The 25,728-nt window shown below is 67.1% G+C and carries 25 protein-coding genes; 12 read left to right on the top strand and 13 right to left on the bottom strand.

The window, feature by feature from the left end:
- Positions 1-68: 68 nt before the first annotated feature.
- Positions 69-755, bottom strand: coding sequence for a DUF2076 family protein (locus J5M67_RS07160; RefSeq protein WP_207884622.1), 687 nt, complete (start codon positions 753-755; stop codon positions 69-71).
- Between the two features lie 143 nt (positions 756-898).
- On the opposite strand from J5M67_RS07160, the gene J5M67_RS07165 reads away from it, so the two are divergent.
- Together J5M67_RS07165 and J5M67_RS07170 are read left to right on the top strand one after the other, a co-directional pair.
- On the top strand, positions 899-1,567 hold the full coding sequence (locus J5M67_RS07165; RefSeq protein WP_207884745.1) for a YciC family protein: 669 nt from the start codon (positions 899-901) through the stop codon (positions 1,565-1,567).
- Positions 1,568-1,657: 90 nt separating this feature from the next.
- A complete protein-coding gene (locus J5M67_RS07170) occupies positions 1,658-2,098 on the top strand; it encodes a VOC family protein (RefSeq protein WP_207884623.1) in 441 nt (146 codons plus the stop codon).
- Between the two features lie 89 nt (positions 2,099-2,187).
- Here the strand turns inward: J5M67_RS07170 and J5M67_RS07175 are convergent, their stop codons facing one another.
- Both J5M67_RS07175 and J5M67_RS07180 read right to left on the bottom strand, forming a co-directional pair.
- Positions 2,188-3,024 carry an SDR family oxidoreductase gene (locus J5M67_RS07175; RefSeq protein WP_207884624.1) on the bottom strand — a complete coding sequence of 279 codons (837 nt, stop codon included), beginning with the start codon at positions 3,022-3,024 and terminating at the stop codon, positions 2,188-2,190.
- 10 nt (positions 3,025-3,034) lie between these two features.
- Positions 3,035-3,274 (bottom strand): CDGSH iron-sulfur domain-containing protein, encoded by a 240-nt coding sequence (locus tag J5M67_RS07180; RefSeq protein ID WP_207884625.1) that lies wholly within the window; start codon positions 3,272-3,274, stop codon positions 3,035-3,037.
- Positions 3,275-3,398: 124 nt separating this feature from the next.
- Here J5M67_RS07180 and J5M67_RS07185 point away from each other — a divergent pair, with 124 nt between their 5' ends.
- Together J5M67_RS07185 and J5M67_RS07190 are read left to right on the top strand one after the other, a co-directional pair.
- Positions 3,399-4,481, top strand: a complete 1,083-nt coding sequence (locus J5M67_RS07185; protein ID WP_207884626.1) for an endonuclease/exonuclease/phosphatase family protein — start codon at positions 3,399-3,401, stop codon at positions 4,479-4,481.
- A gap of 104 nt (positions 4,482-4,585) precedes the next feature.
- Complete coding sequence (locus J5M67_RS07190) at positions 4,586-5,350, top strand: ABC transporter substrate-binding protein (RefSeq protein ID WP_207884627.1); 765 nt, start codon at positions 4,586-4,588, stop codon at positions 5,348-5,350.
- A gap of 151 nt (positions 5,351-5,501) precedes the next feature.
- Here the strand turns inward: J5M67_RS07190 and hrpB are convergent, their stop codons facing one another.
- The gene (gene hrpB / locus J5M67_RS07195; protein WP_207884628.1) at positions 5,502-8,033 is read right to left on the bottom strand and encodes an ATP-dependent helicase HrpB; all 2,532 of its coding nucleotides are present in this window, start codon (positions 8,031-8,033) and stop codon (positions 5,502-5,504) included.
- A gap of 194 nt (positions 8,034-8,227) precedes the next feature.
- Here hrpB and J5M67_RS07200 point away from each other — a divergent pair, with 194 nt between their 5' ends.
- Genes J5M67_RS07200 through J5M67_RS07210 form a run of 3 tightly spaced genes read left to right on the top strand, consistent with a single transcriptional unit; the run spans position 8,228 to position 10,054 of the window.
- A complete protein-coding gene (locus J5M67_RS07200; protein ID WP_207884629.1) occupies positions 8,228-8,644 on the top strand; it encodes a polyribonucleotide nucleotidyltransferase in 417 nt (138 codons plus the stop codon).
- A gap of 1 nt (position 8,645) precedes the next feature.
- Entirely contained in the window at positions 8,646-9,158 is a 513-nt protein-coding gene (locus tag J5M67_RS07205; protein ID WP_207884630.1) for a DinB family protein, read from the top strand.
- Positions 9,158-10,054: a cation diffusion facilitator family transporter gene (locus J5M67_RS07210; protein WP_207884631.1), complete on the top strand. Its 897-nt coding sequence runs from the start codon at positions 9,158-9,160 to the stop codon at positions 10,052-10,054. Before J5M67_RS07205 ends, J5M67_RS07210 begins: the two co-directional genes overlap by 1 nt.
- Positions 10,055-10,060: 6 nt before the next feature.
- Here J5M67_RS07210 and J5M67_RS29560 read toward each other — a convergent pair whose 3' ends face one another.
- Positions 10,061-11,290 (bottom strand): DUF6515 family protein, encoded by a 1,230-nt coding sequence (locus J5M67_RS29560; protein ID WP_243434552.1) that lies wholly within the window; start codon positions 11,288-11,290, stop codon positions 10,061-10,063.
- 438 nt (positions 11,291-11,728) lie between these two features.
- On the opposite strand from J5M67_RS29560, the gene J5M67_RS07220 reads away from it, so the two are divergent.
- Both J5M67_RS07220 and J5M67_RS07225 read left to right on the top strand, forming a co-directional pair.
- Positions 11,729-12,208 (top strand): Lrp/AsnC family transcriptional regulator, encoded by a 480-nt coding sequence (locus J5M67_RS07220; RefSeq protein WP_152220126.1) that lies wholly within the window; start codon positions 11,729-11,731, stop codon positions 12,206-12,208.
- An 819-nt stretch (positions 12,209-13,027) separates the two neighbouring features.
- On the top strand, positions 13,028-13,231 hold the full coding sequence (locus J5M67_RS07225) for a DUF2788 domain-containing protein (RefSeq protein ID WP_207884632.1): 204 nt from the start codon (positions 13,028-13,030) through the stop codon (positions 13,229-13,231).
- Positions 13,232-13,258: 27 nt separating this feature from the next.
- Here J5M67_RS07225 and J5M67_RS07230 read toward each other — a convergent pair whose 3' ends face one another.
- Entirely contained in the window at positions 13,259-13,825 is a 567-nt protein-coding gene (locus J5M67_RS07230; RefSeq protein ID WP_207884747.1) for a pseudouridine synthase, read from the bottom strand.
- 147 nt (positions 13,826-13,972) lie between these two features.
- On the opposite strand from J5M67_RS07230, the gene J5M67_RS07235 reads away from it, so the two are divergent.
- A complete protein-coding gene (locus J5M67_RS07235; protein WP_207884633.1) occupies positions 13,973-15,019 on the top strand; it encodes an MBL fold metallo-hydrolase in 1,047 nt (348 codons plus the stop codon).
- 93 nt (positions 15,020-15,112) lie between these two features.
- Here J5M67_RS07235 and deoC read toward each other — a convergent pair whose 3' ends face one another.
- From deoC to J5M67_RS07265, 6 genes are all read right to left on the bottom strand, one after another.
- Positions 15,113-15,889 carry a deoxyribose-phosphate aldolase gene (deoC, locus tag J5M67_RS07240; protein ID WP_207884634.1) on the bottom strand — a complete coding sequence of 259 codons (777 nt, stop codon included), beginning with the start codon at positions 15,887-15,889 and terminating at the stop codon, positions 15,113-15,115.
- A gap of 58 nt (positions 15,890-15,947) precedes the next feature.
- Positions 15,948-17,423 carry an AMP nucleosidase gene (amn, locus tag J5M67_RS07245; RefSeq protein WP_207884635.1) on the bottom strand — a complete coding sequence of 492 codons (1,476 nt, stop codon included), beginning with the start codon at positions 17,421-17,423 and terminating at the stop codon, positions 15,948-15,950.
- Positions 17,424-17,752: 329 nt separating this feature from the next.
- Positions 17,753-18,037, bottom strand: coding sequence for a type II toxin-antitoxin system RelE/ParE family toxin (locus J5M67_RS07250; protein ID WP_207884636.1), 285 nt, complete (start codon positions 18,035-18,037; stop codon positions 17,753-17,755).
- Positions 18,030-18,308, bottom strand: coding sequence for a type II toxin-antitoxin system Phd/YefM family antitoxin (locus J5M67_RS07255; RefSeq protein WP_207884637.1), 279 nt, complete (start codon positions 18,306-18,308; stop codon positions 18,030-18,032). The genes J5M67_RS07250 and J5M67_RS07255 overlap by 8 nt, the downstream gene beginning before the upstream one ends.
- 100 nt (positions 18,309-18,408) lie before the next feature.
- A complete protein-coding gene (locus J5M67_RS07260; RefSeq protein WP_207884638.1) occupies positions 18,409-20,058 on the bottom strand; it encodes an acyl-CoA dehydrogenase family protein in 1,650 nt (549 codons plus the stop codon).
- Complete coding sequence (locus tag J5M67_RS07265; protein WP_207884639.1) at positions 20,055-20,723, bottom strand: TetR/AcrR family transcriptional regulator; 669 nt, start codon at positions 20,721-20,723, stop codon at positions 20,055-20,057. The genes J5M67_RS07260 and J5M67_RS07265 overlap by 4 nt, the downstream gene beginning before the upstream one ends.
- A gap of 384 nt (positions 20,724-21,107) precedes the next feature.
- Between J5M67_RS07265 and J5M67_RS07270 the strand changes: the two genes are divergently transcribed.
- Positions 21,108-22,127 (top strand): branched-chain amino acid aminotransferase, encoded by a 1,020-nt coding sequence (locus J5M67_RS07270; RefSeq protein WP_207884640.1) that lies wholly within the window; start codon positions 21,108-21,110, stop codon positions 22,125-22,127.
- Positions 22,128-22,324: 197 nt separating this feature from the next.
- Here J5M67_RS07270 and J5M67_RS07275 read toward each other — a convergent pair whose 3' ends face one another.
- Positions 22,325-24,715, bottom strand: coding sequence for a hybrid sensor histidine kinase/response regulator (locus J5M67_RS07275; RefSeq protein WP_207884641.1), 2,391 nt, complete (start codon positions 24,713-24,715; stop codon positions 22,325-22,327).
- Between the two features lie 210 nt (positions 24,716-24,925).
- Between J5M67_RS07275 and J5M67_RS07280 the strand changes: the two genes are divergently transcribed.
- The gene (locus tag J5M67_RS07280; RefSeq protein WP_207884642.1) at positions 24,926-25,723 is read left to right on the top strand and encodes a hydroxymethylpyrimidine/phosphomethylpyrimidine kinase; all 798 of its coding nucleotides are present in this window, start codon (positions 24,926-24,928) and stop codon (positions 25,721-25,723) included.
- Positions 25,724-25,728: the final 5 nt, after the last annotated feature.

Raw genomic sequence — 25,728 nt, forward strand, 5'->3', positions numbered from 1 at the left:
CGGGACACGAACAGCGGGGGCGCATTATCGGCACAGCGCGCGGCCCCCGCCAGTCCCGGCGGGCGGGATCAGCTGAACATGTCGCCGTCGTCGTCGAAGAAGCCGGAATCGCCGCCATCGTCGTAGTTGCCGCCATTGTCGGCGTAGCGATCGCCGCCACCCAGCGAGTCATCGAAGTTCGAGGGTTCCGGCTGCACCGGCTGCTCCTGGATCACTTCGACGATTTCCTGCGGCTGGTTGTGGTGGAACATGCTGGTCAGCAGGTCCGCCACCATCACGCCACCGGCCACGCCGGCCGCGGTCTGCAGCGCGCCGCGCATGAAGCCGCCGCCCTGTGGGGCAGTCTGGGCGGGCGCGGAAGCAGGACGGAAATCATTGGGGTTGCTGGCGTAACTCGCATTGCCACCGGGCTGGGAGAAACGTGTCTGGCCCCAGCCGTCCGGGCGCTGCTGCGCTTGCGCGGGGCGCGGTTCCTGGCCCTGGCCGCCGCCGAACAGCCCGGCGAGGAAGCCGCCGCTGCTGGGGCGATTCTGCTGGACCTGGGCTTCGAGTTCCTTGACCCGCTGGTCCAGGCGCTTGATCGCCGCTTCCTGGATCAGCATCGCCTGGGCCATGTAGTACGGCGCCGCCGGCTGCTGCACCAGGTGCCGGTTGATCTGCGCCTCGGCCTGGGCATCGCGCGGCGCGGTCTGCGCCTCGGCATCGCGCAGGCGGGCGAACAGACCATCGATCAGGGATTGCTCTTCGGAATTCATGGCAGGCCTCGAGTGAGCGGGGTATGGAACAGAAGATTGGATCGGGACGGCAAAAAACAAGTTCCGCCGACTGAAATGTCCTACCTTCAACTGAAGGTTTGCTTAAGTTAGAGTCGAGGCCCGTCGATCCGTCTCCCATGCCGATGAATCCCATCTCAGTCCTGCGCGATACCTGGTTCTTCTTCACCCGTCACATCGGCACGCTGCTACCGCTGTGCCTGCCGTGGATCATCGTGGAAACGCTGGTCCAGCAGCAGATCGACGTCGCCGTCGACTCGCAGAACTTCGCCCCCTGGGGCATGGCCGCCGGGCTGGTGTTCTACCCGATGTACACCGCCAGCTTGATCCTCTTCATGATCGACGCCGGCGAGGGGCGCGAGCGCGGGGTGCGCGAGCTGTGGAATGCGGCGCTGCGGCTGTGGCCGGCCTTCGCCCTGCTCTCGGCGCTGAGTTCGCTGCTGATCCTGGTGGGCCTCGCGCTCTACGTGCTGCCGGGGCTGTTCTTCATGGTCAAGATGACCTTTTCCGAGTTCCTCCTGGTGCAGCGCGGCAACTCGCCCATCGACGCCATGCGCGAGAGCTTCCGCCTGACCACCGGTCACTTCTTCCTGCTGCTCACCACCACCCTGGTGATCCTTGCGCCGGTCTGGATGGCGGAGGGCTGGATCACCCAGGTCGCCCAGGACTCGCCCGGCCTGGGCGTGCTGCTGCACTCGCTCAGCGGCTTCTTCCAGCTGCTGGTGACGGTGGCGGCCTACCGCATCTTCATCCTCGGCCCCGGGCGCGAGGAAAACGAAGGGCGCGAGGCCTGAGGCCCGCAGCAATCGGCAACACTTCCCCACGGCGAACGGTTCGTTCGCCTTCTACGCTGGAGCCTCCCGCCTTTTGACTGGAGGTTCCCCGTGAGCGACCAACCGAGCTATCCGCCCAGCTGCCTTTCGCACATTTCCATCGGCACCAACGACTACGCCCGCGCCAGGGCGTTCTACGACGCAGTGCTGCCCACCCTGGGCTGCCGGACGATCATGGAGCACCCCGGCGCCGTGGCCTATGGCCGCGAATTCCCGGAATTCTGGGTACAGACACCGATCGACGGCCACCCCGCCAGCGTCGGCAACGGCACCCACTTCGGCTTCATCGCCAACACCCGCGAGGCGGTGGACGCCTTCTACCAGGCCGCGCTGGCCGCTGGCGCCAGCAGTGAAGGGGCGCCCGGTCCGCGCCCGCTGTACGGCGACCCATACTACGGCTGCTTCATCCGCGACCTGGACGGGCACAAGATCGAGGCGGCGTTCTGGGACATGGAACTGGCGGGCAACGCCCACGACTCGCACGCGCACTGAGCAGCCCTACCTGTAGGAGCGAGCTTGCTCGCGAACAGCGCCAACTGGCGCTCCAAAAGCTTCGCGAGCAAGCTCGCTCCTACAAAGAGCTAATGCCCCGGCTTGAGCCCGGACATCTTCGGCACCAGCAGCTTCTCGAACAGCCGCGGGAAAAACCGCGCCAGGACACGCGCGCGCCAGTTGACGTTGGACAGCACCAGCAAGCGCTTGCGGCGCAGCGCGCCCTGATAGATCGCCTCGGCCACGTCGCGCGGCGAGGCCACTTCGGCGCCCAGTACCACCGCCGGCTGGCGGATCACCGAGCCGTCGCCGACCAGGGCGTTCTTGCGCAGGTCGGTGGCGGTGAAACCCGGGCACGCCAGGGTGATCGCCACGCCCGTGCCGTCCAGCTCCATGCGCAGCGTGTCGAACAGCCCATGCAGCGCATGTTTGCTGGCGTTGTAGGCGCTGCGGTAGAGCAGCGGCGCGAAGCCGGTCAGCGAACTGAGCACGACGATCTGCCCGCGCCGCGCCAGCAGGCTCGGCAGCGCCGCCTGGGTGCAGTGCAGCGCGCCGTAGAAGTTCACCGCCATGACTCGCTGGAACACCGCCAGATCGGTGTCGGCGAACAGGCTGCGGTGGGTGATGCCGGCATTGTTCACCAGTACGTCGATACCGCCGAAGCGCTCGATGGCCAGCGCCACGGCGCGGCTTACGGCCTCGGGTTCGGCGATGTCGCAGCGCAGGCCGAGCGCCTCGACGTTGTGGTGCTCGCGCAGGTGCTGCACCAGGCTGTCCAGCGCCGCCTGGTCGAGGTCGAGGATCACCAGGTGCGAGCCGGCCTGGGCAAAGCGCAACGCCAGGGCGCGGCCGATCCCCGAGCAGCCGCCGGTGACCAGCACCACCTTGTGCCGATAGGCCTGGTGGGTGAAGAGCTTGCGCGGCATGGGCTCGTCCTCAGAGGGATGCGTGGGTCCCGTCGCAGCACGGCGGCGTGTGGGTGTGCTTGCAGCCGCAGAAGAACAGCAGCTCGTCGCGTGGGGCGTGGTACTTCAGCGGAAACAGGCCGGTGCCCTTGTGCGAGCCGTCGCAGAACGGCTGGTTGGCGCTACGGCCGCAGCGACACCAGAAATAGTCTTCGCCGGCATGGACCTCCACCGCAAAGGGCCCACGCTGGGCGATCAGCGCCTCGGTCATGGGATGAACCTCCCGGCGCCGTCGCGCCTCAAGGTGCAGAATGACTCGCCAAAGGAAACGCACAGGTGAAATGCGCGGTCACAGACACTATCCTCTCGCACATCAAGGATAGTCCCTAAGCTGAATGAACCTCTCGTTGCCGCGCCGCATCCTGTTCCTGCTGCTCATCGTCCTGCTGCTCGCCGCCACCGCCGGCGCCTGGCTGACGGCCTGGCACCCCGCCGACCGTGAGGCGGTAGCCGCGCAGTGCCGCGCACCGGCCCCCGTACTGCAACCGGGGCAGACGCTCAAGGTGATGACCTGGAACGTCCAGTACCTGGCCGGCAAGCGCTACATCTTCTGGGACGACCTGCCCGACACCACCGGCCCGGACGACAAGCCCAGCGCCGAGGACATCGCCTACAGCCTCGATGAAGTGGTGCGGGTGATCCGCGAAGAAGCGCCGGACATCGTGCTGCTGCAGGAAGTCGACGACGGCGCGGCGGCCACCGGCAAGCAGGACCAGCAGGCGCTGATCGGCGACCGCCTGACCGACCTCTACCCCTGCTCCACCGCCGCCTTCGACTGGAAGGCGCGCTTCGATCCCAATCCCCACGTGTTCGGCAGCGCCGGACGCAAGCTGGTGACCTTCAGTCGCTTCCAGATCGCCAGCGGCGAGCGCATCGCCCTGCCGCAGCGCTCATCGATTCCGTTGCTGCGCCTGTTCGCCCCGCAGCCGGCACTGCTGCAGAGCGACCTGCCGATCCGCGGCGGCGGCCAGCTCAGCGTGATCAACACGCGCCTGGAGCGTCCCAACGGCGACGACACCCCGCAGCGCCAGGTCGAAGCGCTGGAAGCCCACCTGAGCACCTTGGAGGCCGCCGGCCGCTCCTGGCTGCTGGGCGGCGACCTCGGCCTGCTGCCGCTGGGTCAGTATCCTTACCTGCCCGAGGTACTGCGTGCGCCCTACCGCGCCAACAGCGAGCTGAACCTGCTGGCGGCCCGCTTCCCGGTGATCCCGGCGGTGCAGGAGTCCAGCGGCGCCGAGCAGGCGCAGTGGTACACCCACTTCCCCAACGACCCGCGCGTGCACGCCCCCGATCGCACCCTCGACTACCTGATCTACAGCCCCCGCCTGAGCCGCCTCGATGCCGGAGTGCGACGCGACGACACCCTGCGCATCTCCAACCACCTGCCGCTCAACGGGCGCTTCCTGCTGCCGCACTGAGGGCTGCGGCACGCCCTCGCCGGCCGGCGCTGGACAAGCACGCCGGCATCGACGCATGCTGCGCCCGCCGCGCACAATAACGACAAGACTCCCCGCAGGTAGCCATGCTTTTTCGCCGTATCGCCTGGCTGTTCGCCATGCTGTTCTGCCTACACGCCCATGCCAGTGGCACTCCGAGCCTGGCCGACCGCCTGCCGCGCCCGCTGCCGGTACTGGAGGTGGGTTACTACGAATTCCCGCCCTATACCTACACTGCTTCCGACGGCAGCACCCGTGGCAGCGGCGCCGAGATGGTCCGGCACATCCTGCGCAAGGCCGGCTACCGCGCCCGCTTCCGCTCGCTGCCCAGCGCGCGCCTGTACCTCGGCCTGCAGGACGGCAGCGTGCAACTGTGGGCCGGCGCGCCCGGCAAGCCTGAACTGGCCGGCAGCACCCTGGAGTGCGAGCGCACGCTCGGCCACGTCGACCTCAACCTCTACCGCCTGGCGTCTCGCGCAGCGCCTCAACTGCCGCAGGGCCTGAGCGGCGCCCGGATCATCCTGATCAGCGGCTACAGCTACTGGAAGCCGGTCACCGACCTGCTGGACGATCCGCACCTGCAACTGGAACTGCACCGCACCAGCACCCATGTGGCGGCCTTGCAGATGCTCGGCCTGCAGCGTGGCGACTACCTGATCGACTACCAGGCGCCGGTGGAGCAGGCCCGCCGCGAACTGGGGATGGCGCCGCTGGCCTTCGACCGGCTGTACAGCGTGCCGACCAAGCTGATCGTCTCCCGCCGCGCGCCCGATGCCGAACGACTGCGCGAACAGCTGGATAACGCCTACGACGCGTTGAAGGCGGAAGGCTATGAGATGGAGTTGCCCTGAACTGGGAAGGCGGGCATTGCGTAGGAGCGGACTCCGTCCGCGATTGCCCCGCACCGTGCCCGAACTTCACGGATGAGTTGGCGCTCAACCTGCAGGAGCGCCCCATGGGCGCGATCGCGGGCATGGCCCGCTCCTACAGTGAGCACAGCGGTCACGTCCCGCGCGGCTTCGCCCGCGCCGTCGGCTCGGCGATCAGCGGATCATCCGGCCAATAGTGCTTGGGATAGCGCCCCTTCAAGTCCTTCTTCACCTCGGCATAGGTACTGCGCCAGAAGTTCGCCAGATCCTGGGTCACCTGCACCGGCCGCTGCGCCGGCGACAGCAGGTGCAGCTTCACCGCCAGCCGCCCGCCAGCGATGCGAGGGGTGTCGGCCAGGCCGAACAGCTCCTGCAGGCGCACCGCGAGCACTGGCGGGAATTCGGTGTAGTCCAGGCGGATGTTCGACCCGGACGGCACCTGCAGTGTGCGTGGCGCCAGCTCGTCAAGGCGCTGCGGCAGCGGCCAGGGCAGCACGTTGTGTAGAATCCCGGCCAGTTCCAGGTTGGCGAAGTGCGCCAGCCGCGAAACCTTGCCCAGGTACGGCAGCAGCCAATCCTCCAGCGAATCCAGCAAGGCGGTATCGCTGACGTCCGGCCATTCGCTCTCGCCCTTGCTTTCCAGGTCCAGCCGACGCAGCAAAGCGACCCGCGCCTGCCACTGGCGCAACTCCGGGGTCCACGGCAGCAACTCCAGGCCCTTGCGTCGCACCAGCCCGAGCAGCGCGCGACTGCGCGCTTCCTCGTCGAGCGACGGCAAGGCTTCGGTGGCCAGCACCAGCTCGCCGACCTTGCGCTGGCGCTCGGCACGCAGCACGCCTTCGCGCTCGTCCCAGTCCAGCTCGTCGTGGACGCTGACCTGCTCGGCGAGGATCGACTCGAACAACGCCGGCTCCAGCGCCGCCGCCAGATAGATGCGTTCCTCGCGCTGGCCCTGGCGGCTGCCCAGGTCGGCGATCACCAGCCAGGGCTCCTTCATCAGCGCATCCGGCTCGCCGAACAACGCGGCACGACCGTTGGCCAGTCGATATTCGCCACCACCGGCACGACGCTGGCGGGCGATGCGGTCCGGGTAAGCGAAGGCCAGCAACCCGCCGAGCCAGCGCGGATGATCCGGATCGCTCACCGGCTCGCGGGCCGGACCGCGCAAGTAACCCTTGAATTGCCGCGACAGCTGCCGCACCCGCTGCACCGCGCCACGGCTGGCGCGCGGGGCGTTCTGCTCGCCGGCCAGCAGGGCGATGCGGTGGTGCAGGTCGGCGTCGCTGCCGCGCAGGATGTCCCGCTCCCCCAGCAGCGCGGCGAGGTCGCAGGCCAGCGGCCCCAGGCCCAGGGCATGGCCGCGCAGCAGCAGATGGGCAATGCGCGGATGCGCCGGCAGCTCGGCCATCGCCTGGCCGTGGGGCGTCAGGCTGCCGCCGCCAGTGCGGGACGCCAGGGCGCCGAGGCGCTCCAGCAGATCGAGGGCCTGTGCGTATGCGGCGGCGGGCGGCAGGTCGAGCCAAGCCAGCTCCTGCGGGGCAACGCCCCAGCGCGCCAGCTGCAGGGCGAGACCGGCCAGATCGGCCTGGAGGATTTCCGCCGTGCCATAGGCCGGCAACTGGTCGTGCTGCGCCTCCGACCACAGTCGGTAGCAGGCACCCGGCTCCAGGCGCCCGGCACGGCCCGCGCGCTGGGTGGCTGAGGCACGGGAGATGCGCTGGGTGTCCAGGCGGGTCATGCCGCTGCCCGGATCGAAGCGCGGCACCCGCGCAAGACCTGCGTCCACCACCACACGCACGCCGTCGATGGTCAGGCTGGTCTCGGCAATGTTGGTCGCCAGCACCACCTTGCGCTTGCCCGCCGGCGCCGGCTCGATGGCGGCGCGCTGGGCGTCGAGATCGAGCTCGCCGTGCAGGGGGCAGATGAGGATTTCCGGACGACCGGCCAGGGCTTCGCCCAACTGTTCGGCGACCCGGCGAATCTCCGCCTGGCCGGGCAGGAACACCAGCAGGCTGCCGGACTCGTCGGCCAGCGCCTGCTGCACCGTCTGCACCACGCGCGGTTCGATGAACTCGCCGGCCTGCCAGGGGCGGCCCCAGCGAATATCCACCGGGAACATGCGCCCCTCGCTGCGCACCACCGGCGCGTCGTCGAGCAGCGCGGACAGGCGCTCGCCCTCCAGGGTCGCGGACATCACCAGCACCTTCAGCGGCGGCTCGTCGCGCAGCAGCGCGCGGCCGTTGAGGGTCAGCGCCAGGGCGAGGTCGGCATCCAGCGACCTCTCGTGGAATTCGTCGAAGATCACCAGGCCGACGCCGTCCAGCGCCGGGTCATCCTGCAGGCGGCGGGCGAGGATGCCCTCGGTGACCACTTCGATACGCGTCTTCGGGCCGACCCTGCTGTCCAGGCGGATGCGGTAGCCGACGGTTTCGCCGACCTTCTCGCCCAGCTCGGCGGCCAGGCGCTCGGCAGCGGCGCGGGCGGCCAGGCGACGTGGCTCCAGCATCAGGATCGATTGCCCGGCCAGCCAGGGCTCATCGAACAGCGCCAGCGGCACGCGGGTGGTCTTGCCGGCGCCGGGCGGCGCTTCCAGCACCACTTCATGGCGCGCGGCCAGGGCCTGGCGCAGGGCAGGAAGGACGCTGTCGATGGGAAGGGCGTTCATGCCGGCTCCGTAAGAATCAAACTTCACAAGGCGGTAACCCGGCTTACGCGGGAGGGCGGCGATTATACCGGGCGAACCGCAAGGTCAACTCGGCAGTCTTAGAAGCAACGAGCTCGCCACATAGTGCGAATACGCCAGCAGTGGAAGCGGGCTCGTTGATATAGTTACCGGCATCATCCTCCCGGAGGTTCTCCATGCGTCTCGCTACCCGTGTGTCCTGCGCGGTTCTTTGCGCCACCCTGTTCAGCCAACTGACGGCCTGCGGCACGATTTTCTACCCCGACCGCCGCGGCCAGATCGACGGCCGCATCGACCCGGCCATCGCGGTGTTCGATGCCATCGGTCTGTTGTTCTACATCATCCCGGGCCTGATCGCCTTCGGCGTAGACTTCGCCACCGGCGCGATCTACCTGCCCGATGCCAAGTACTCGGTCGCGCCGGAAAAGCTCAAGGATGCAGTGAGTGAAGACGGTACCGTCGACAAGGCTAAACTCAAGGCGATCATCGAGCACGAAACCGGCCGCAGCCTGCCGCTGGACGACCCGCGTCTGATCCAGCGCAGCGGCAGCCTCCAACAACTCGCCAGCCTGGGTCTGCACCCGGAGGCTTGATATGCACGGCGCTCTCGCTTCACACCTTCAGCAACTCCTGGCGTACCACCAGTGGGCCTACGACCGCATCCTGGAGGCCGTCGCGCCCCTGGACGAGGCGGCCTACCGCGCGCCGCGCGGGCTGTTCTTCGACAGCCTGCACGGCACCCTCAACCACCTGGCGGTGGTCGATCGCATCTGGTTCGCCCGTGTGCAGCGAGAGCCCTGGCAGTTCGAACGTCTTGACGCCGAAGCAGCGCCCGACCGCGCCAGCCTCGCCGCCTTCCTCAAGGACGGCGGCGACGCCTGGCGGCTGTGGCTGAGCAAGCAGAGCGATGCCACCCTCGGCGCCCAGCTGGATTACCGCAACATGGCCGGGCAGGAACATCGCCAGAGCCTGGCCAATATCGTCCAGCACCTGGTCAACCACGGCACCCACCACCGTGGCCAGATGAGCGCGGCGCTGACCGCTATGGGCCAGAAGGCACCGCTGCTGGATTACATCTACTTCCTGCCCAACCGCCTGGACACCTGATGCTCAAATACGCCAGCCACTCCCACCTCATGCGGCTGGCGACCTTCGCGTCGCTCGGCGTGGCCATCACCCTGGTGGTGGCCAAGGCCATCGCCTGGTGGTTCAGCGGCTCGGTCAGCCTGCTTGCCGGCCTGACCGACTCGCTGCTCGACGGCGCCGCCTCCTTCCTCAATCTGCTGGCGGTGCACTACGCCATCCGCCCGGCGGACGACGACCACCGCTACGGCCACGGCAAGGCCGAATCGCTCTCGGGACTGGCCCAGGCGCTGTTCATCGCGGTGAGTGCGCTGCTGGTCGGCACCCAGGCCATCGACCGCCTGCAGCATCCGCAACCGGTGGAAGCCGCCGGCTGGGGCATCGCGGTGATGGTGCTGTCCCTGGCGCTCACCGCCGCCCTGCTGATGGTGCAGGGGCACGTGGTGAAGATCACCGGCTCCAACGCCATCCGCGCGGACTCGCTGCACTACCGCTCGGACCTGCTGCTCAACGGCAGCATCCTGGTCGCCCTGCTGCTGGCGCAGTTCGGCTGGCAGCAGATGGACGCGATCTTCGGCCTGGGCATCGCCCTGTACATCCTCTGGAGTTCCTTCCAGATCGCCCGCGAATCCGTGGCCGTGCTGATGGACGAGGAGCTGCCGCCGGACGTCAGTACGCGCATGCTCGAACTGGTGCGCGAGGTGCCCGGCGTGCTCGGCGCCCATGACCTGCGCACGCGGATTTCCGGCACCCACTGGTTCGTCCAGCTGCACCTGGAGCTCCCCGGCGAACTGACGCTGTCCAAGGCCCATCTGCTATGCGACGAGGCGGTGCTGGCGATCCACAAGGAGTTCCCGCGGGCCGAGGTGCTGGTGCACGCCGACCCACAGGAAGTAGTGGGCAAAGAGACCATCAGTTGAAGAGCATCAGTTGACGCTGTAGCCGCGTCCGCTCAGGCAGGCGCCCAGGGCGCGGCGATAGTTGTCGGCGACATAGGCCGGCGGCGCATAGCTGGCCGAAGCCGGGTCGAAGCCGCTCTGGCTGGCGGCCCACTGATGGCATTCATAGCGGTCGCGAGCCTGCTGATCCTGCCCCTGGCCATACAGCGGGGAGGCAATCACGTCGTAGGACGACTGCGCCACCAGCGGTTGCTCCATCGGCGGCGCCACCACCTCGTAGTCCTGCGAACTGGCCTGCCACAGGTAGTAGGTCCCCGCCACCAGGAAGTAACCGATGCTGCCGATCCACACCTGCTCGGCGTAGGACGGCAGGTAGCGCACCCGAACGCCATAGGGCGGCGTCACCACCACGTAGCGCGAGCCATAGGGGCGGTACCAGTAGCCGTCATCGAAGTAGTAATCGGCACCGCGATACGGCACCCGGTAATGCCCTGCCGGCACGCTGCTCACCACATAGCCCGGACGCCAGTACGACGGGTGCGGCCCCCAGTTGCCGTGGTACGGCGGCGGACGCCCCTGCCAGCCACCGGGCGGCGGGCGCGAGCCGCCTTGCCAGCCTGGCCGGTCGGAATGCTCGCCCTGCCACTGGGTGGTGCCGGCACCGATGGGACGGCCTTTCCACTGGTCGTTGCCGCTGGGCGGGGGAATCCCCGGATTGGCGTTATTGGCCGGAGGACGCCCCGACCATTGCCCACCGTTGTTGCCCGGTGGGTTGCCATGCCAGTCGTGATCGCGCCCTGGATTGCCCTGCCATTGCCCACCATTGTTGGCGGGTGGGCGCCCCTGCCACTGGCCGTTGGTATTTCCCTGAGGATGGCCTTGCCACTGGCCGTTGCCGTTACCTTGCGGGTGGCCTTGCCATTGACCGTTGCCGTTCCCCTGAGGATGACCTTGCCACTGACCATTGCCGTTCCATTGCGGACGGCCCTGCCACTGGCCATTGGCGTTGCCTTGGGGATGCCCCTGCCATTGCCCGCCGGTCTCCTGCACCGGACGCTGCTGCCAGTTGCCCATGGGGCGGGCCGGCCCTTCGTGGGACATCGGCGTCCGCCCGCCGCCGGCAGTGTTGCCCTGGCTGGCGGCGGGTCGCCCCTGGGACGGACCGGACAGGTCCGGTGGCTCGGCCGCCAAGGCCTGGGCGGCAATGGCCAGGGAGAGCACGGCAACCCCGGCGAACGGCCAGATGCCCGACTTCATGGACTCCTCACTTCGGCCTGGGCCGAAACAGTGATGTGACATTGCCATAGACCACGGTGCAGACCGCGTATTGCAAGGCGCTGAGTAAAGTCAGGGTAAAGATGGCAGAGAAATCGCGGGCAAGAAAAAAGGGAGGCTCGTCAGCCTCCCTTCCGGAATCTCGTCCTGCTCGTCGCTGTTGGCGCCGGCTCACCTCGCTCCGCCTTCTGGGCAGTGCGTAGCCCGGTGGCCGGCGCGATCCTGTTGGGTCGGCGGGCCACGAAACGCCTGATTGGGCGGATCGCAGGGGACGTGATGTCCGGGCTGTGAATCTGGAAGAAATACTACGGCGACAGAGCGAGGAAATGATTGCTAATATTGCTCACATAGGCATCACTACAGCAACAAATAACTAAAAATTAAGCCACAAGCGCAATTCAATAGAAATACGAGGCTTTCATGGACAAGCTGGACCGTTACGACCTGCGCATTCTCGCCGAACTGCAGCGCGACGCGCGCATCTCCAACCAGGAGCTGGCCGAACGCATCGGCCTGTCGCCCTCCCCCTGCTCGCGGCGGGTCAAACAGCTGGAAGACGACGGCTACATCGTCCGCCAGGTCGCCCTGCTGGACAGCAAGAAGCTCGGCCTGAGCCTGACCGCCTTCGTCCTGATCGGCATGGACCGCCACACCCCGGAGCGCTTCGAGCACTTCCAGCAGATCATCGGCAAGTGCCCGGAAGTACTGGAATGCAGCCTGGTGACCGGGATGGACGCGGACTACCAGCTCAAGGTGATGGTGCCGGACATGGAGCGCTACCAGCACTTCCTGCTGGGCACCCTGACCCGCATCGAGGGGGTGACCAGCGTGCGGTCGAGCTTCGTGCTGCGCAACGTGCTGGCCAGTACCGAGCTGCCGTTGGATCACTTGCGGGTTTGATTTTTGCTGTTCGTAGGAGCGAGCTTGCTCGCGAACCGCCCAACGCCGATGTAGGCAGGGAACTTTGTTCGCAAGTGCTTAGTAGGGCGCATAACGCCTAAGGCGTTATCCGCCGTCTAGTTAGGCGTTTCTGCGCCGCTTCGGCGTGTGCTGAGAGCTTTTGTTTCGCCCCCTCGGGCGAGTTACTTTCTCAAACGACAGAAAGTAACCAAAGGTCTTTGCCCCATCATCCGGCCCCGGCTTCGCCGGGGTTCCCTCGCTACATCGAAGTTTCAGGGGCCCGCCGCGAAGGGCCATCCCTGGCCCATCGCGGCTCTCGCGACATCCATGTCGCTCAACCCCTGAAACTCCGATTCCACTCGGCCTCCTGAAGGGGCGCTCCGGTGCGTGCGGAGGTCTCTCTGGAAGTCATTAAATCCAGAGCCAGGGCTATGCGGTGCGTATGCTTTCGTAGGAGCGGACCTTGTCCGCGAAATCCATCGCGGATAGCTCCGTTCTCTCTGTGAACACCTGTGGTATGCGCCGACGCAGGAACGCACTCCGTCCGCGATCAGCCGCAACTCGCAAGCAGGACCAGGCCCCTGCGACATAGCAGCGCACCTACCATCACGCCCGCCGCATCCGAACCCGGAAATTTCCCCACCAACCGCCCCGCAACGCGAACTTCCCCGGCCATTCGCCTCCATTACGACAACAACTGATCAATTTATGAACACCACTGATCAGTAATCATCCAGATGCGTATAATGCGCGCCTTCTCCACCACCACCTTCAGCCCCGGCGTCCCTCGGACAACCTCCGCACCGGGCAGGAGCAGCAATGAACGAAAGTTTCGAAGACTGGATGATGTACGGCCTGGTCAGCGGCCTGATCCTGTTCATGGCCTTCATCGTCTGGGATCTGGCGAAGAAGTCCAAGGCCGGCCGCATGGGTACCATGGTGCTGTTCTTCGCCCTGGGCCTGGGCGTACTCGGGTTCCTGATCAAGTCCGTCGTCGTCGCGGGGCTCGAAGGCGGCTTCTGACGCCCTCTCCCGCGCCCGCCCCGGCTCTCAGAGGTCGGGGCTGACGTCCCGCCACTGCCCCGGCTGCAAACCGTCCAGGCTCCACGGCCCGATCCGCACGCGCACCAGGCGCAGGGTCGGCAGGCCGACGGCCGCCGTCATCCGCCGCACCTGGCGGTTGCGGCCCTCGCGAATCACCAGTTCGAGCCAGGCCGTCGGCACCGACTTGCGGAAGCGCACCGGCGGGTTGCGCTCCCACAGCTGCGGCTCGTCCAGCCGTCGCGCCTCGGCCGGCAGGGTCGGGCCATCATTGAGCTGCACGCCCTTGCGCAGCTGTTCGAGCTGCTCGTCGCTGGGCTCCCCTTCCACCTGTACCCAATAGGTCTTCGGCAACTTGTGCCTGGGATCGGCGATACGCGCCTGCAGGCGACCGTCGTTGGTCAGCAGCAACAGGCCTTCGCTGTCGCGGTCCAGCCGTCCGGCGGGATAGACGCCCGTCACCTCGACGAAATCCTTCAGGGTCGCCCGGCCCTCGCTATCGTTGAATTGAGTCAGCACGTCGAACGGCTTGTTCAGCAGGATCAGCCGCGGCTGTGCCGGCGGCGCCTTGGCCACGCGGCGTGGCGCAGGACGGGAGGCGGGACGACGTGAAGCGGAACGAGGCGGACGGGACATGGCGAAAAGACTGGTAACCGGAGATGGGGGTGAAGCGAATGCCCGGCATGCTAGGTTGTGCCGAGCCCTCCCTGCAAGAGCACACCCATGAGCCCCCCCACCTGGCTGATCACCCTGCGCAACCTCAGCGGCCGCCTCGGTGCCCGCTACCGTGGCCCGCAGACCGCGAACTTCGACGGCCAACGCTTCCATAACCTCGACCGCCAGCCGCACAACGGCCTGCGCGCCTTCCTCAAGTGGCAGCGCGAGCGCGGCCGGCAGACGCCCTGGGTCGACCAACCGGGTCCAGCCATACGCCCGGACGTGGCAGCCCAGGTCAGCGGCCAGGAACTGCGCGTCACCTACATCAACCACGCCACCCTGCTGATCCAGCATCGCGGGCTGAACATTCTCACCGACCCGCTGTGGTGCGAGCGCACCAGCCCGTTCAGCTTCCTCGGCCCGCGTCGCCATCATCCGCCGGGACTGGCGCTGGACGAGCTGCCGCCGATCAACCTGATCCTGGTCAGCCACAATCACTACGACCATCTGGACATCGGCAGCCTGCGCGAACTGGCGCGGTGCTTCCCGGAAGCCAAGGTGGTGACCGGACTGGGCAACGGCGAGCTGATCCGCGCCTGCGGCTTCACCGACGTGGCGGAACTGGACTGGTGGCAGAGCCTGCCGCTGCCCGAAGGCATGCTGCTCACCGGCGTGCCGGCACAGCACTGGTCGGCGCGCTCGCGGCGCGATACCAACCGCACGCTCTGGCTGGGCTTCGTACTGGAGTCACCGGACGGCCCGGTGCTGTTCCCCGGCGATACCGGCCTGGGCGAGGAATTCAAGCTGATGCACCAGCGCTTCGGCCCGATGCGTTTCGCCGCCCTGCCCATCGGCGCCTACGAGCCGCGCTGGTTCATGCGCCATCACCACATGAACCCGGACGACGCCGTGCAGGCGCACCAGCAGCTGGACTCGCAGTGCAGCATGGCGATTCACTTCGGCACCTTCCGCCTGAGCGACGAAGGGCAGTTCACGCCGGTCAGCGACCTGGCCCGGGCGCTGGAGCAGCACGGTGTCGAGCCGCAGCGCTTCCGGGCGCCCAAGCCGGGGGACCAGTGGCACATCGCACCACTGTCGTGGGTGACCTTGTAGGAGCGAGCTTGCTCGCGAATCGCGGGCATGGCCCGCTCCTACAGGTTCATCCGGCGTAGGAGCGGACTCTGTCCGCGATTGACCACCAAACAATCAGTAGTCGCGAGTGGACACCGGCTGCGCATCCACACCCAGCTCGCGCAGCAGATCATCCAGCAGTGACGAAGCCCCGAAGCGCAGGTGCTCCGGGGTGATCCAGCCAGCGCCGAAGCGCTCTTCTACCAGCGCCCGGTAACCCAGCGCGTCGGCCAGGGTGCGCAGGCCGCCGGACACCTTCAAGCCAACCTTGCCGCCGTCCTCCTCGATGCATTCGAGCATCACCCGCACCGCTTCCGGGGTCGCGTTGACCGAGGCCTTGCCGGTGCTGGTCTTGAGGAAGTCCGCGCCACCGGCGATGGCTTCGCGGCAGGCCATACGGATCAGCTCCGGATCATCCAGCTCGCCGGTTTCGAGGATGACCTTGAGGCGGTGATAGGGACCGCACAGCGCCTTGCAGGCGCGGATCAGCTCCACCGCACCGGTCGGATTGCCCGCCTTGAGCCGGCGCCACGGGTAGACCAGGTCGATCTCGTCGGCGCCTTCTGCCAGGGTCTTGCGCACCTCCTCCGTCACGTCGGCCTGCGGCGCGTTGCCGGCGGGGAAGTTGCACACGCTGGCGACCTTCACACCGCGTCCGCCCAGGGTATTGAGCGTGCGCCGGGCAACATGCGCCAGCTTCGGCCAGACGCACACCGCCGCCACTTCGCCGTAGGGCGTCAACGCCCGCCGGCAGAGATCGACGGTGCTTTGCAGATCATCGCCAGCGTTCAGCGAGGTCAGGTCCAACAGGGCGAGCACACGGCCCGCCGGGATCTTGCGGGGATCGGTCATCGGTAGCCACCTCCTGCGGCTGGCGACGGGGCAGCCGGTGCCCCGCCGCGCTTTGGGATCAGCGGAACGGCGGCTCGTCGAAGCTGCGCAGCTTGCGCGAGTGCAGCGAATTGAGCTGGGTGCGCAGCAGGTCGACGGCGGCGATGCCGATCGACAGGTGCTGGCTCACCGCACGCTGGTAGAAGGCCGTGGCCGCGCCGGGCAGCTTGATCTCGCTGTGCAGCGGCTTGTCCGAGACGCACAGCAGCGTGCCGTAGGGCACCCGCAGGCGGTAGCCCTGGGCGGCGATGGTGCCACTCTCCATGTCCACCGCAATGGCCCGCGCCAGGTTGATCAGCGGGCGCTCCTGGGCCCAGTGCAGCTCCCAGTTGCGGTCGTCGTAGGTCAGCACGGTGCCGGTGCGCAGGCGACGCTTGAGCTGCTCGCCGCGTTCGCCGGTCACCAGCGCCGCGGCCTCCTGCAGCGCCACCTGCACCTCGGCCAGCGCCGGGATCGGGATGTGCGGCGGCAGCACGCGGTCGAGGATGCCGTCGCGGCGCATATAGGCGTGGGCCAGCACGTAGTCGCCGATGGTTTGCGACTGGCGCAGGCCGCCGCAGTGGCCGACCATCAACCAGCAGTGCGGACGCAGCACGGCCAGGTGGTCGGTGATGTTCTTCGCGTTGGACGGGCCGACGCCGATGTTCACCAGGGTCACGCCGTCGCCGTCCTCGGCGATCAGGTGGTAGGCCGGCATCTGGAAGCGGTGCCACTCGACGCTGGCGACGATAGCGTTGGCCTCGCCCTCGTCCATGCCTCGCTCGATGATCACGTTGCCCGGCAACACCATGCGCACGAAGCGCGGGTCGTCGCGCAGGCGCTCGATGCCCAGGTGGATGAACTGGTCGACGTAGCGGTGGTAGTTGGTCAGCAGGATCCACGGCTGCACATGGCGCCAGTCGCTGCCGGTGTAGTGCACCAGGCGGCGCAGGGAGAAGTCGGTGCGCGCGGCGTGGAACAGCGACAGCGGCATCGGGTCGGCGTTCTCCCATTCATAGAGGCCGTCGGCGATGCCATCGGAGGTGGCGGACAGGTCCGTGCTGGGGAACACCCGCGCCAGCTCGGCGGCGGTCACGCCCGAGCCGCCCAGCTCATCGCCCTGCTCCACCACGTAGGGGTAGGGAATGTTCTGGTCGCTGACACCGACTTCCACCCGCACGGTGAAGTCCTCCATCAGCGGGCGCAGCTGCTCCAGCAGGTATTTGCGGAAGGCCTTGGGCTGGGTAATGGTCACCGCGTAGGTGCCCGGCACCTGGACCTTGGCATAGGCGCGGGTGGTAGACGGCACCTCGCCCTGGCAGAGGTAGACCACTCGCAACTCCGGGTAGCGGAACAGGCTGCGCTGCTCGGCGTCAGGCACCGTGCGCTCCTTCAGGTAGCGCTTGAGCGCCTGGTTCAGGGCGCCGGTGGCACGCTCGTGGAGCACGGCCAGTTGATCGACGGCCTCTTCGGCGGTCTGGGCGACGAAGCATTCGTCGCCAGTCGAAAGACTCATGGTGGGCATCCTGTCTAAACGATCAGCTCCATCTTGCCTGCTTCCGTCACAGAAAGGGATGACAGATTCCCTACCGGCAGGATGAGCGGAAAGGTGGAATCAACCTTATGACAGAATCCGCGACCGTGAGTGCGGATGGCAGCGCCAATGAACCGATGCCTGTTCCGCTCTCGTATATCGCGTGACGGGGCGTCCCAAGCTGCCGGCGGTGCCTGGTTGCCCAGGCGCCATCGAGTGGGGCGACCATGAAACGGCCATCGGCATCCCGGACATCCCCGGAGCGGCCACCGGCGCATACAACGCGCGTAGCAGCCGAGCGCTAAAAGCGCTCAACGCTTTTTCGCGGTCTCATATACGGCGGAGCGCTCGCGTTTACCAACGGCCAGGACGAGTACTACCACCCGATCATCCTCGACCCGATAAACAAGCCGATAGCCCGCCGAACTCAACTTGATCTTGTAGCAGTCCTTCATGCCATGCAGCTTGTCGGCCTGAACGCGAGGGTGCACCAGACGTTCAGCCAGCTTGCGAGTGAACTGACGGCGAATGTCCTGGTCGAGCTTCTTCCACTCGCGCTGAGCTGAAGTCTCGAACTCCAGGCGGAACTCAGGCATCCGAATCCTCGAATACGATGTCGTCACCTTCGATTCGCGCCTTGATGGTGGGTTCGCCAGCCTCGATACGCTCGCGAGCCAGCTTGGCCATCTCCAGATCTTCGATGTAGTCGAGCATGGCCTCGTAACGCTCAGCAGGGACCATGTAACCCATCACCCGGTTGTGGTTGAGCACGGCTACCGCCTCCCCCTCCGCGCCACTGAGTACGGCGGACGGGTTCTTCTTCAGCTCCGAGACGCTGACGGCAACATTGGCGAGGATATTTTGCATGAAATCAGTCTCCAAACCGGTCTTTATTCTGGTCAATTTGAAGAACTGACGCAACTGATACGCCTGTGCGAGCCATCCCCGCCTGTGCGGGGATTTTTCCTCACGCCAGATGCGGCGTCGCCCGCGCCACCAGCGCTTCCACATCCACCCCGCGCGGCAGGGTGCCGTAGACGCGGCCGCCGTCGCTCAGGCGGCTGGCGATGAAGGCATCTGACACCGTCGCGTTGCCCGCCTCCAGCAGCAGCTTGGCCTGCAGAGCGACCGCCACGTTTTCGGTGAGCTGGCGGGCGCGGTACTGGATGTCGTGGGTGTCGGCGAAGGACGCCTTGAGGTTGCCAATAAAGGAAGCGAGTCGCGCATCGCCGTGGCCATCGCCCAGCTCGGCGAACAGTGCGTCGAGCACGCCGGGCTCCTTCGACAGCGCGCGCAACACGTCCAGGCACTGCACGTTGCCCGAGCCTTCCCAGGTGGAGTTGACCGGTGCCTCGCGGTACAGGCGCGGGAGGATGGTGTCCTCGACGTAGCCGGCACCGCCCAGGCATTCGGCGGCCTCGTTGATCATCGCGGGGGCGCGCTTGCAGATCCAGTACTTGCCCACGGCGGTAACCAGGCGGGCGAACTTGTCTTCCTGCTCGTCGTGCGGGCGGTCCAGGGCGCGGCCCATGCGCATGGTCAGGGCCAGCGCGGCTTCGCTTTCCAGGGCGAGGTCGGCCAGCACGTTCTGCATCAGCGGCTGCTCGGCCAGCACGCGCCCGCCCACCTGGCGGTAGGCGCAGTGGTGCGCGGCCTGGGTCAGCGCCTGGCGCATCAGCGAGCTTGAGCCGATCATGCAGTCGAAGCGGGTCATGGCGACCATTTCGATGATGGTCGGAACCCCTCGCCCCTCCTCGCCGATCATCCAGGCCAGGGCGCCACGGTATTCCACTTCGCTGGAGGCATTGGACCAGTTGCCCAGCTTGTTCTTCAGGCGCTGGATGTAGAACTCGTTGCGGCTACCGTCCGGACGGTGACGCGGCAGCAGGAAGCAGGTCAGGCCCTTGTCGGTATAGGCCAGGGTAAGGAAGGCGTCGCACATGGGCGCCGAGCAGAACCACTTGTGGCCGACCAGCTCGTAGGCCTGGCCCGGGCCGGGAATGCCTACCGGGTAGGCGCGGGTGGTGTTGGCGCGCACGTCGGTACCGCCCTGCTTCTCGGTCATGGCCATGCCGATGGTGGCGCCGGCCTTCTGCTCGATGGGCAGATTGCGCGGGTCGTACTCGGTGGCAAGGATTTTCGGCAGCCATTTCTCGGCAATGTCCGGCTGCAGGCGCAGGGCCGGCACGCTGGCGAAGGTCATGGTCAGCGGGCAGCCGGTGCCGGCTTCGGCCTGGCTGTGCAGGTAGCTGAGGCCGGCGCGGGCGACCTGGGCGCCGGCGCGCGGGTCGGTCCAGGGCATGGAGGGAATCCCGGCTTTGATCGAGGCGCGCATCAGCTCGTGGTAGGCCGGGTGGAATTCCACCAGGTCGATGCGGTGGCCGTAGCGGTCATGGGACTTGAACACCGGCTTGTTCTCGTTGGCCAGGAAGCCCGCCGCCATCAGCGGCCCGCCGGCCAGCGCGCCATAGGCGTCGAGTTTCTGCTCGGCCCAGCCGCCCTCGTAGCGGCGCACCCATTCCTGCAGCGGCAGGTCGATGCGGTAGAGGTTGGCGCCGTCCAGCGGCGGCACCTGATTGGTCACTTCGTGGGTTTCGGCGTACGGGTGCAGGTTCATGGCTGATCCTCCTTGGCAGGCGTTTGCAGGATGGAAAGGGACGCACCGACGGCGCGCAGGCAGAAATGCACGAGGGCATCGCTGACATCCGCCAGCGACGCGCCGGGCTGGCCGGCATCCCGCGCGGCGCGTGCCGGCGGCGACAGCGGCCCGACCAGGGCTTCGGCGATGGCGCCGACCAGACAGGCGGCGACCAGGTGAACGGGCTGGAACGGGAATTCGCCCTGGGCGATGCCCTGCTCCAGCAACTGCACGAACAGCGCCGCGTAGGCTTCGCGGTAAACCAGGCGCTGCTCGTCGACTTCGGGGTCGACCGGTTCGGCGATCAGCGCAAAGGCCAGCTGACGGCTGCCCCAGGCGCGCGCGGCGAACTGGCGCAGCCCGCGCGTCAGGCGTTCGGTGGCGCTTCCGGGCGCATGCAGCACCTCGGCCAGGGCATCGACTTCGTGCTGGCTGGCGCGGGCGAAGACTTCGGCGGCCAGCTCTCCCTTGCCGCGAAAGTGCCGGTACAGGCTGCCGGTGGCGATGCCGGCGTCGTCGGCCAGGGTCTGCATGGTCAACGCGGCGAAACCGCCGTCGGCTACCCGGGCCAGCGCCAGGGAGAGTATCCGCTCGCGTTCCTCGACGTCTCGGCGCAGGCGCGCTTCGGTGACACGGTAGGCCATGTTCTGAATCCGGATTCAGGACTTTCAAGCAGTGAACCATGCTTCATTTCTTACCCAAAGGGGCAAAAGCGCCAGCGGTAGTGCCTATCCGGACAAGACTGTGCAACCTCCATTCAGGGGTGTCGCACGGTTCCCGATGCGACTGATGGCAGGGATATTCGCCTGCAAGTGCCGACAGCCGCGATTATCGCCGGTATCATGGCAAGTCCTGGTGGAGTCCTGGTGGCGACCATCACGCGGAGAACGCCGTTCCCGCCGCGCAGCCGAATCCTGATCGATCCAGGCCGCGCCCGCCGTCAGGGTCCCGAAGTCATCTGTCCGGACGCTCGCCTGCCACTCCCTTGCAGGCGAAAGCGGCCGGTAATCCCATTGAATGAGGCAACCATGGAACAAAAAGACATCGATTGGGGCTCGCTCGGATTCGATTACATCAAGACCGATTTCCGCTACATCTCCCATTGGCGCGATGGTCTGTGGGACGACGGCAAGCTGACCGAGGACAACACCCTGCACATCAGCGAGGGTTCCACGGCGCTGCACTACGGCCAGCAGTGCTTCGAAGGCCTGAAGGCCTACCGCTGCAAGGACGGTTCGATCAACCTGTTCCGCCCGAACCAGAACGCCGCGCGCATGGCGCGCAGCTGCGCCCGCGTGCTGATGCCGCAGGTGTCCGAAGAGCAGTTCATCGATGCCTGCAAGCAGGTCGTCCGCGCCAACGAGCGCTTCATTCCCCCGTACGGCTCCGGCGGCGCCCTGTACCTGCGCCCGTTCGTGATCGGCGTTGGCGACAACATCGGTGTGCGCCCGGCCCCGGAGTTCATCTTCTCGGTGTTCTGCATCCCGGTCGGCGCCTACTTCAAGGGCGGCATGAAGCCCCATGACTTCATGATCTCCACCTACGACCGCGCCGCTCCCCAGGGCACCGGCGCCGCCAAGGTCGGTGGGAACTACGCCGCCAGCCTGCTGCCGGGCTCCCAGGCCAAGAAGGCCGGTTTCGCCGACTGCATCTACCTCGACCCGGCCACCCACAGCCGCATCGAGGAAGTGGGCTCGGCCAACTTCTTCGCCATCACCCACGACAACGAGTTCGTCACTCCGCGCTCCAGCTCCGTGCTGCCGGGTATCACCCGTCTGTCGCTGATGGAGCTGGCCGCCCAGCGCCTGGGCCTGAAGGTGATCGAGGGCGACGTCGAGATCAACGACCTGGCGCGCTTCAAGGAAGCCGGCGCCTGCGGTACCGCTGCCGTGATCACCCCGATCGGCGGCATCCAGTACAACGACAAGCTGCACGTCTTCTACAGCCGCGATGAAGTCGGCCCGGTGACCCGTCGTCTCTACGAAGAGCTGACCGGCATCCAGACTGGCGACGTCGAAGGCCCGGAAGGCTGGGTCGTCAAGGTCTGAGCCTGACTGCTCGTTAACGAAAAACGCCGCGCTACCGGAAGGTAGCGCGGCGTTTTTTATTGGGCTGGCAGAGGGATTTGGGATCGCGTAGGAGCGGACTCCGTCCGCGATGCTGTCCGGCGCGAGGCGTGGCCCATCGCGGGCATGGCCCGCTCCTACAAGGGACGGTGCGCGCTGATCGCGCACATCGCCGACCGTCACGCGTGGCTGGTCAACCCCGGCTGGCACAGCAGCCAGTCATGCAACAGCGTCTGCAATTCCTCGAACTTCACCGGCTTGGCCAGGTAATCGCTCATCCCAGCGGCCAGACAGCGTTCGCGGTCGCCGCAGTGGCTGTGGGCGGTGATCGCCAGCACCGGCAAATCGCTGCAACCGGGCAGGGTGCGCAGGGCGCGACAGGTCGCGAAGCCGTCCATCACCGGCATCTGGCAGTCGAGCAGCACCGCATCGACGGACTCGCGGCGCAGCAGGTCGATGGCTTCGGCGCCATTGTCGGCAGTCCGCACGCGGTAGCCGAGCTTGAGCAACATGCCACGGATCACCAGCTGGTTGATGGCGTTGTCCTCCACCACCAGCACGGTGCACTGATCCGGACCACGCAGCGCCTGGCCACCCGCGCGGCGTGGCGGCGGCGCGATGCTCTGCACCGGCTGGCCGACCTGCAGGGTCAGGCTGAAGCAGCTGCCCTGCCCCGGCGCGGACTCATGGGACAGCTCGCCACCCAGCAGCGCCACCAGCTTGCGGCACAACGCCAGGCCGATGCCCAGGCCGCCGTACTCGCGGGTCAGCGAACCGTCGAGCTGATGGAAGCGCTGGTAGAGCGAGCCATCCGACGGCGTGGTGAACCCGATCCCGCTGTCCTGGACCTCCAGGCGCAGCGCCAGCCCTTCCGCGTTGGGCGTACCGCTGATGCGCAGGCTGACGCCGCCGTGGTGGGTGAACTTGATGGCGTTGTCGATCAGGTAGCCCAGCGCCTGAGCCAGCTTGCCGGCGTCGCCTTCGAGGGTGTCGGGCAGGCTTTCGTCCAGTTGCAGCTCGAAGCGCAGCCCGCGCTCCTCGGCGCGCGGCGCGTACTGCGCGCGCAGGCCATCGCACAGGCCACGCAGGCTGAACGGCTCGCGGCGCGGATAGAGCTTGCCGGCCTGCAGTTCGAGCAGCGCGAGGATGTCGTTGACCATGCGCATCATGTCCCGCGCCGAGCCGTTGGCGGTCTTGTGGTACTGCGCCAGCTCGACATCCATCGGCACCGTCTGCATCAGTTCCAGCGAGCCGATCACCCCGCTCATGGGCGTGCGCAGTTCGTGGGTGACGGTGGCGAGGAACTCATCCTTCAGGCGGTTGCTGCTGGCCAGTTCCAGGTTGAGTTGCTCCAGCTTGCGGCTGGTTTCCTGGAGGATGCGGGTGCGCTCTTCCTTCATGGCGTTGATGCGGTCGGCCAGCGCCAGGGACAGCAAGCCCACCTCCAGCGCCGAGCCGATCTGGCTGGCGTACATGGTGAGGAAGACGTTGGGAAGCAGGCCCAGCACCATCAGCGTGTTGACCACGCCGCCGAGCAGGAAGGCGGTCCAGGCGAAGATGAAGTAGCGTGCCACCCGCATGCCGCGCAGCCAGGCGAGGATGCCGGCGGTGAAGATCACCACGGTGAAGGCCAGGGCCAGGTAAGTGGCCAGGCGCAGGGCGACGGCGTAGCTGACGGTCAGCGCCAGGGTCATCACCAGCGCGCCGACGGCCATCAGCACCAGCAGCAGGCGGTCGATCCACAGGCTGTGCTCGCGGGTATGCAGGAAGCTGCGGGCGAACTGGCAGCCGAACAGGCCGGCCGAGCCGATCAGGAAGGGCGTGGAGGCGTTGGCCCACCAGGGACTGTTGGGCCAGAAGTATTCGATGCCGGCGCCGTTGACCGAGATCTGGTAGAAGCCGAACGAGGCGATATAGAGGATGTAATAGAGGTAGCTGGTGTCGCGGACGCTGAGGAAGATGAACAGGTTGTAGATCAGCATCACCAGCAGCACGCCGTAGATGATGCCCAGCACGTAGATGCGGCCCGGCTGTTCTTCCAGGTAGGCCTTGGGCGACCAGAGCGTCAGCGGCGCCTGGATCGAACCCTGGCTTTCCAGGCGCAGGTACACCCGCAGCGGCTGGCCGGGCTCCAGCTTGAGGTCGAACAGGTAGTTGTTCTGGCGGATCGGCCGACTGGCGAACGGCAGGGTGTCGCCGGTGCGCTGGGCGAGCCTGAAGCCGCCCTTGCCGTCGGGCAGGTACAGGTCGAGCTTGTCCAGCGGCGGGTAGGCCAGTTCCAGCAGCCAGTTGGCGGGGTCATGGGAAGCCTTCGGCTGGTAGTCGAGGTCCAGGCGCAGCCAGAACACCGAGCGCGAGTAGCCGGCATTGAGCACGTCGCGCTCATGGCGGCGGAAGCTGGCGGCCAGCGCCGGGGAGCTGATCTCCGTGATATCGGCCGTGCCGCGCACATCCTCGAACACATCCATTGCCCGGCCCAGCGGCAATTGCCCGACATGCTCGTCGAAGGTGATGGCATTCGCCATCGGCGAGAGAAGAAGAACGATCAGGAAGATCAGCCAATGCCGCATGGTGCCCCGCAGTGCCGCCGACAGCCGCGCCGGGGAGCCCCATCTCCCGCTTCGGCGCGCCGTAGAGGCGTTGTGTTGGAATCGGCGAACTCTAGCACAGGCCTTGTGCCACGTGGCATTCGGCCACTCAACCCGGAGGGCCCTGCGAGCGACGCGGATCGGACCGCTCGGTCAGCTCAAGGCCACATTTTGGTGATAAGCTCCCGCGCCATGAAAACGCCAACCTCCCGTCCCGTAGTGCTCTGCCTGTCCGGCCACGACCCCAGTGGCGGTGCCGGCCTGCAGGCCGATATCGAAGCCCTGATCGCCCAAGGCTGCCACGCGGCGCCGACCGTCACTGCACTGACCGTTCAGGATACCGTCAACGTTTCCGACTTCCGCGTGCTCGACCGCGAGTGGGTGCTGGCCCAGGCCAACGCCGTGATCGCCGACATGCCGGTGGCAGCGGTCAAGCTGGGCATGCTCGGCTCGGTGCAGATGGTCGACACCGTGGTGGAGATCATGCAGTCCCTGCCGGGCGTGCCGCTGGTCTGCGACCCGGTGCTGCGCGCCGGCGGTGGCGGTTCGCTGGGCAAGGACGACGTCGGCTACGCCATGCGCGAGCGGCTGCTGCCGATCGCCGCCATCGCCACGCCGAACCTGCCCGAGGCGCGCATCCTCGCCGAACTGCCCGAGGGCTCGGCGGACGAGTGCGCGGAGAAGCTGCTGCCTTATATCCAGCACCTGCTGATCACCGGCGGCCACGGCGACGAATCCGAAGTGCACAACCGCCTGTACACCCGCGACGGCCAGCGCCACACCTTCACCTGCCAGCGCCTGCCGGGCAGCTACCACGGCTCGGGCTGCACCCTGGCAAGCACCCTCGCCGGCCGCCTGGCCCTGGGCGAGGAACTGGTGAGCGCAGTGCGCAGCGCCCTGGACTACACCTGGCGCACCCTGCGCGACGCGGAAGCCCCTGGCCACGGCCAGTACATCCCGCGCCGCCTGCCGCTGGACTACTGCAACTGATCCAA

The organism is Pseudomonas sp. 30_B, from assembly GCF_017491605.1.
In the GTDB taxonomy this organism is placed as follows: domain Bacteria; phylum Pseudomonadota; class Gammaproteobacteria; order Pseudomonadales; family Pseudomonadaceae; genus Pseudomonas.

Coding starts and splice junctions, on each gene's coding strand:
- J5M67_RS07160 (WP_207884622.1), bottom strand. CDS start 755: ATGAATTCCGAAGAGCAATCCCTGATCGATGGTCTGTTCGCCCGCCTG.
- J5M67_RS07165 (WP_207884745.1), top strand. CDS start 899: ATGAATCCCATCTCAGTCCTGCGCGATACCTGGTTCTTCTTCACCCGT.
- J5M67_RS07175 (WP_207884624.1), bottom strand. CDS start 3,024: ATGCCGCGCAAGCTCTTCACCCACCAGGCCTATCGGCACAAGGTGGTG.
- J5M67_RS07180 (WP_207884625.1), bottom strand. CDS start 3,274: ATGACCGAGGCGCTGATCGCCCAGCGTGGGCCCTTTGCGGTGGAGGTC.
- J5M67_RS07185 (WP_207884626.1), top strand. CDS start 3,399: ATGAACCTCTCGTTGCCGCGCCGCATCCTGTTCCTGCTGCTCATCGTC.
- J5M67_RS07190 (WP_207884627.1), top strand. CDS start 4,586: ATGCTTTTTCGCCGTATCGCCTGGCTGTTCGCCATGCTGTTCTGCCTA.
- hrpB (WP_207884628.1), bottom strand. CDS start 8,033: ATGAACGCCCTTCCCATCGACAGCGTCCTTCCTGCCCTGCGCCAGGCC.
- J5M67_RS07200 (WP_207884629.1), top strand. CDS start 8,228: ATGCGTCTCGCTACCCGTGTGTCCTGCGCGGTTCTTTGCGCCACCCTG.
- J5M67_RS07205 (WP_207884630.1), top strand. CDS start 8,646: ATGCACGGCGCTCTCGCTTCACACCTTCAGCAACTCCTGGCGTACCAC.
- J5M67_RS07210 (WP_207884631.1), top strand. CDS start 9,158: ATGCTCAAATACGCCAGCCACTCCCACCTCATGCGGCTGGCGACCTTC.
- J5M67_RS29560 (WP_243434552.1), bottom strand. CDS start 11,290: ATGAAGTCGGGCATCTGGCCGTTCGCCGGGGTTGCCGTGCTCTCCCTG.
- J5M67_RS07220 (WP_152220126.1), top strand. CDS start 11,729: ATGGACAAGCTGGACCGTTACGACCTGCGCATTCTCGCCGAACTGCAG.
- J5M67_RS07225 (WP_207884632.1), top strand. CDS start 13,028: ATGAACGAAAGTTTCGAAGACTGGATGATGTACGGCCTGGTCAGCGGC.
- J5M67_RS07235 (WP_207884633.1), top strand. CDS start 13,973: ATGAGCCCCCCCACCTGGCTGATCACCCTGCGCAACCTCAGCGGCCGC.
- deoC (WP_207884634.1), bottom strand. CDS start 15,889: ATGACCGATCCCCGCAAGATCCCGGCGGGCCGTGTGCTCGCCCTGTTG.
- amn (WP_207884635.1), bottom strand. CDS start 17,423: ATGAGTCTTTCGACTGGCGACGAATGCTTCGTCGCCCAGACCGCCGAA.
- J5M67_RS07250 (WP_207884636.1), bottom strand. CDS start 18,037: ATGCCTGAGTTCCGCCTGGAGTTCGAGACTTCAGCTCAGCGCGAGTGG.
- J5M67_RS07255 (WP_207884637.1), bottom strand. CDS start 18,308: ATGCAAAATATCCTCGCCAATGTTGCCGTCAGCGTCTCGGAGCTGAAG.
- J5M67_RS07260 (WP_207884638.1), bottom strand. CDS start 20,058: ATGAACCTGCACCCGTACGCCGAAACCCACGAAGTGACCAATCAGGTG.
- J5M67_RS07265 (WP_207884639.1), bottom strand. CDS start 20,723: ATGGCCTACCGTGTCACCGAAGCGCGCCTGCGCCGAGACGTCGAGGAA.
- J5M67_RS07270 (WP_207884640.1), top strand. CDS start 21,108: ATGGAACAAAAAGACATCGATTGGGGCTCGCTCGGATTCGATTACATC.
- J5M67_RS07275 (WP_207884641.1), bottom strand. CDS start 24,715: ATGCGGCATTGGCTGATCTTCCTGATCGTTCTTCTTCTCTCGCCGATG.
- J5M67_RS07280 (WP_207884642.1), top strand. CDS start 24,926: ATGAAAACGCCAACCTCCCGTCCCGTAGTGCTCTGCCTGTCCGGCCAC.